This window comes from Vibrio sp. OPT46 (assembly GCF_015163535.1).
GTDB lineage: Bacteria > Pseudomonadota > Gammaproteobacteria > Enterobacterales > Vibrionaceae > Vibrio > Vibrio alginolyticus.
In genome coordinates, this window is record NZ_JADDYG010000898.1 from 94,756 (window position 1) to 100,258 (window position 5,503).

3 protein-coding genes are annotated in these 5,503 nt (G+C 47.0%); 1 reads left to right on the forward strand and 2 read right to left on the reverse strand.

What is annotated here, in order from left to right; genetic code table 11:
• Positions 1–2,566: pullulanase-type alpha-1,6-glucosidase (gene pulA / locus IQR33_RS31855; RefSeq protein ID WP_193844324.1), on the forward strand; the 2,566-nt coding region annotated here is incomplete at its 5' end.
• Between the two features lie 99 nt (positions 2,567–2,665).
• Here pulA and IQR33_RS31860 read toward each other — a convergent pair.
• Complete coding sequence (locus tag IQR33_RS31860) at positions 2,666–4,282, reverse strand: endonuclease (protein ID WP_193837790.1); 1,617 nt, start codon at positions 4,280–4,282, stop codon at positions 2,666–2,668.
• 331 nt (positions 4,283–4,613) lie between these two features.
• On the reverse strand, positions 4,614–5,503 hold an 890-nt coding region (locus tag IQR33_RS35085), incomplete at its 5' end, for an alpha-amylase family glycosyl hydrolase (RefSeq protein ID WP_265575819.1).

The following is a 5,503-nucleotide window of genomic DNA, read 5'->3' on the forward strand; positions in this document are numbered from 1 at the left end:
CCTGAAAGATGCTGGCCTAACAACGCTACATATCCTGCCTGCGTTTGATATTGCAACCGTGGATGAAGACGCTGACCAGCGAGTCGATATCACCGACACCGTGGGTAAACTTTGTGGCATCAAGCCAGAAGCCTCCATTTGTGAGACCGAAGATGACGGCAAAGTGATTGAAGAGGTATTAAATAGCTACGACCCAACAACGGGCAAAGCACAAGCGTTGATGAACGATCTTCGCATGCTAGACAGCTTCAACTGGGGTTACGACCCTTACCACTACACCGTGCCAGAAGGCAGTTATGCGACCGATCCTAACGGGTCTAAGCGTATTCTTGAGTTCCGCGAAATGGTTCAAGCGACGCATAAAATGGATCTGAAACTGGTCATGGACGTCGTGTACAACCACACAAATGCATCTGGTGTGAACGAAAAATCAGTACTGGATAAGATTGTCCCTGGGTACTACCACCGCCTAAACGTCAACACTGGCGGAGTCGAAAACTCAACCTGTTGTGATAACACCGCAACCGAGAACTTGATGATGGGTAAACTAATGGTTGACTCATTGATGGTATGGGCGGATGACTATAAAGTCGATGGTTTCCGTTTTGACCTTATGGGCCACCAGCCGAAAGATGTGATGGTTTACGCACTTGAAAAAGTCCGTGAAATTGATCCGAATACTCTGTTCTACGGCGAAGGTTGGGACTTCGGTGAAGTCGCGCAAAACGCTCGCTTCGATCAGGCGACACAAGTCAACATGGCGGGGACAGAAATCGGTACTTTCTCTGATCGTCTGCGTGACGCAGTTCGTGGCGGAAGCCCGTTTGATGGCGGTGTAGATTCTGAAGGTAAGCACCCACTTCGCTTTAACCAAGGCTTTGGTAACGCCGCTTATCCTAACGAAGAAACCAAAACTGACGCAGAGTCGGTGAATGGTCGTTTACACAACCAAGACCTGGTTCGTCTAGGTATGGCTGGTAACTTGGCTGACTACATCCTTCTTGATTACAAAGGCGAAACCAAACTGGGTAAAAACGTTGATTACAATGGTGCGCCTGCAGGCTACACAAAAGTGCCATCAGAGAACATCTCTTACGTGTCTAAGCACGACAACCAAACATTGTGGGATAACAACGCCTACAAGATTGCGACAGGCACTTCATCTGCCGAACGTGCACGTATGCAGGCTGTGTCCCTATCAACGGTGATGCTTGGTCAAGGCATTCCATTCATCCACATGGGTTCTGAGCTATTGCGCTCTAAATCCATGCAGCGCGACTCGTACGATTCTGGTGACTGGTTCAACCGTGTATTCTTCGACGGAAGCGACAATAACTGGAACGTTGGTCTACCACGTGAAGACAAAGACGGTGCAAACTGGGAGCTGATCAAAACCATCGTTGGTGACAGCACGGCGAAACCAGATTCAACCGACATCGAGCTGACTAAGCAACAATTCCTAGAGCTACTAAAAATCCGTAGCACAAGCGAACTGTTCCGCCTAGATACCGCGCAAGAAGTGATGAACCGTGTGGACTTCCGCAACGTAGGGAAAGACCAAGTGGAAGGCTTGATTGTGATGTCTATCGACGATGGTACATCAGCAGGTGCCGATTTAGATTCGAACTACGATGCTGTCGTGGCCGTTGTGAACTCAACATCAACTGAGAAGTCTTTCAAAGTTGCTGGCGCAACTGGTTTCGAGTTACATGAAGTTCAACAAAACTCTGCGGATGACATCGTGAAAGGTGCAAGCTTCACCAATGAAACGTTCACAGTACCAGCACTGACAACAGCGGTATTCGTGCAGCCACAAAACGGCGCACAAGGTGCTGGCCTACCAGTAAACACGGATAACAAAGACGTATCGAGCATTCCTCCTTACGGCGAAACCGTTGTTTACGTGAAAGGCACGATGAACGAGTGGTCTGATAGCAGTGATTGGGCGATGACCTTTATTGGCAACGGTATGTACTCTGTAACTGGCGTTCTTGAAGCTGGTGAACACGAGTTCAAATTCGCGGACTCTGGTTGGGCAAATCCAAACATCGGTTGTGATATTGCGAATATAGCTTCTGGTTCACTAGACTTAGGTTCAGAAGGTAACTGTAAGCTGTCTGTTGCTGAAACAGGTAAGTACAACTTCACTCTGAACGCGCTACATGTTCAAGATGAAAGCGTAGAAAAACCGGTCGTGTCAGTGACCAAGTCAGCAGATGCACCAACATTCGGTGAAACAGCACTTTACTTACGTGGCACTATCACTACATGGGATGCTCCAGCACAAGACTCAACTGCGAAGTTCAGCTATGTAGCAAATGACGTTTACTCGCTAGACATTACCCTAGCGGCGGGCAACTACGAGATGAAAGTTGCGAGCGCAGACTGGGCAGCAGACACCAACTTCGGTGGCGAAGGCAGTGTTGAGCTTGGTAAAGCGCTAACGATGGAAGTCGGTGGCGGTAGTGCAAACCTGAAAATTGCGATTGCAGAAGCAGGAAATTACAACTTCCACTTCAACGCGGCTGACAAGTCGGCGCCAATCGTGACGGTAACCAAAAACTAGTTTCATTTAAAAACATCCGTAATGAAAAAGGGGAAGCATCACGCTTCCCCTTTGTTTTATTGGCGTCACTAAATGGTGGATACCAAAATCAAAAAGGTGTTAGTTTCCCCAAATCTGTTCAACAAACTCAGGATGATCAATGAATGGATTACGATTGCCCTGAAAATCAAACACTTGTTGATTGCGATTTCGTTCTTTTTCACTAACGGGATCATTTTTGTGCCAACGCTTAAGCATGTTTAACACCCAAGGTTCAAAAACCGTCGAACTTGAACCATCAAGGACAGCATCCGCATTGCTTGAGTTACCTTCCCAATTACCTACAACATTTTCATAACGGGTCGCCATGTAGAAATAAGCACGGGCGAAGTCGCCCTTAAACTCATCAATCGGCTCAAACACCGTACCGAAGTAGCCCAGACTAGTGCTTGCTTGGCCAAGTTTAGAGCCATTACTAGACACGTAGGTCGCGGTGCCCACTTCACCAAATGGCCAATTACTGCGCTTCGCGTTTACATAACCATCAGTCGCAAACAAGTGATGACCGTCTGAGTTCATCGGCTCAACCTTACCGCCAAACCAGCTTTTCGGAAAAGAGTGCTCACGGTTGTAGCAATCCCCTTCCGTTTTGTATTGGCCACATTGGTCTGTGACTTTGGTAAAGCTTACTGTATCGCTAGCAGATGGCTTTTCAGAATACATATCGAGAATAGAGCCATCATTTTCGTAATAACGATCAATATCGGCATCTTTTACCAAGGCCCACACCGCAGAATAACCTCGGCTGGAGTGATTATTGATAATGTTAAACAGCGCCGTTTTTAGAGCGTAGCCCGTCTTACCAGATGCCGCTTGATAGTAACCATCAACCACTGGTGGGGTCGTGGTTGAGTCACCTAACGTAAAATCGGTGGTTTCACTTTTCGAGAATTCAGCGCCAGAAGCAAGAGTCTTATCTCCCTCAGTCAGAATGTACGACCCCGCGCCACTGCCACAACAAATGCCGTCACCATACTCGTCTTGAATCGTGAATTGGTAGTTACCGTCAGCTAAGCACATGCTCTTTTCAACAGAGGTTGACGACTCATACCCCTGACCAGAGAAAAGCACTTGCGCTTGGCTATTTTTCAACTCCCAGCTAGTTTCTGAGCCATAGTTGTCCGTCGTGAGTGTAAGAACCACCTCATGATCACTACAATTTTCTACAGGAGGTTGTGTACTTGCCTCGGTCGGTTGAAAATTATCGACGTAGACAACTTCTGAGCCATCAAAACTGGCTTCATCGTAAAAACGCAAACCGACGTTGATGGTCTTGTTCGAGCTCGCTGTGTAATTGTGCACGAGCTCTTGCCACTGGTTTATCTGTTGTGGGTTCGAGTAATTGTGATAACCATCAACCACCAGACGTGCTTTTACATTTCCTTCGGTGTGATAAACCGAGACAGAAAACGGATAGGTTTTCCCTTGCTCCACATTAATGGTTTGCAAAAGGTCAGTGTTGCTTTGGGTACCTGTATTCACGACGACTTGAGCAGCCAGGCCGCCCGATTTGATTTGTTCGCTGCTTGGCGACACCGCGATGCCAGCGTCAATCACTGACCACTGCGTAGGTACATTGCCATTCCACTGTTCAAAGTCACCGTTGATAATTTGGCTATATGCAAACGGAGAGCTAACAGCAGCAAGGAGACAGAGGGAGTTCGTTATGGATTTCATTATACTTTTCCATTAGTTATATAAATCCCAAACACGATAAACATATTAGTGGGGCATAAGTAATCCTTCAGTCACATTTTTACGTTGCACAAGTGTTAATTTACTTTTTAATGTGCAGCTTATCTCACAAATATCCATCTGCTGAAAACAAACGCCAATACAAAAAGCGAAGCAACTTGTTGGCTACATCGTCGTAAAACCATTAAGGGAAAAGTAAAACAGACAGAAAAAAGCCAAGTATGCGCCTATGGGGGTCAGCAACAACACTTGGCTTGTTTATAAGAAAGCTTGTGGTCAGCTCAACTGGTGAGCATCAATTCTGGATAATTCCTTAAGGTTTTACCGCAAAGAATCGTCCTTGTAGTGGCGACATCAGAATCTGATATTGACCATTGCTCGGAGTAATTTTTTCATTCGTGAGCAAATCCACCAACTCACCAGTACCAACACTCTCCTGAGTAAGAGTGACGCTTCTAGCGCTCTCTAAGGTATTTAGCGCAAACAAGACTTTGTCCGAACCAGATTGTTTCAAGTCCACATAACTGCCGTTACTCGCAACTAAATTCGTGCGTGACCCTTGATAAAGTGCAGGATGCGCATCGCGCATTGTCATCAGCGATGTCACATAAGATTTGAGATCGGCTTGGTTTGCATCAAGCGTCGCCGTCACGCCTTCAATTTTCGCACTGCTGCGCGCAACGTGATCATCGCACAAACCTTGAATGGCACAGGTGCTGTTGTCTTCTTTTGCGGCAAAACCATCCACTTGATCCCCGATTTCATCACCGTAGTACAACGTGATTGGCCCGGTGTACGCCGCTTGGAAAGCAAACGCGGCTTTATGGCGTAACCAATATTCTGCATCATTCACATCCGCCAAGTTTCCGCGCTGTAACAAGTCACCAAAGCGCACTAAATCATGGTTGCCGATCATCAAATTCGGCTGCGCATGTGTTGGATATTGGTTGTGTGTGCTGTAGCCGTTGTCTAACCAATCCACACCGCGACCACCCACGCCGCTCTCATTCACGGCCAAAGTTTCAACGATGCGATATCGCATAGGGAAGTCAAACGCAGAGCACAATGCTGGATCGCTGTTCGATCCATACGCCTCATTCGCAATCTCAGACTCCCCTTTCCAAATCTCTGCCACCATGTAACCCAACGGATTCACTTGATCGCCTTTGCTATTGGTGTACGTCACACTTTGTGAGGCTTCAT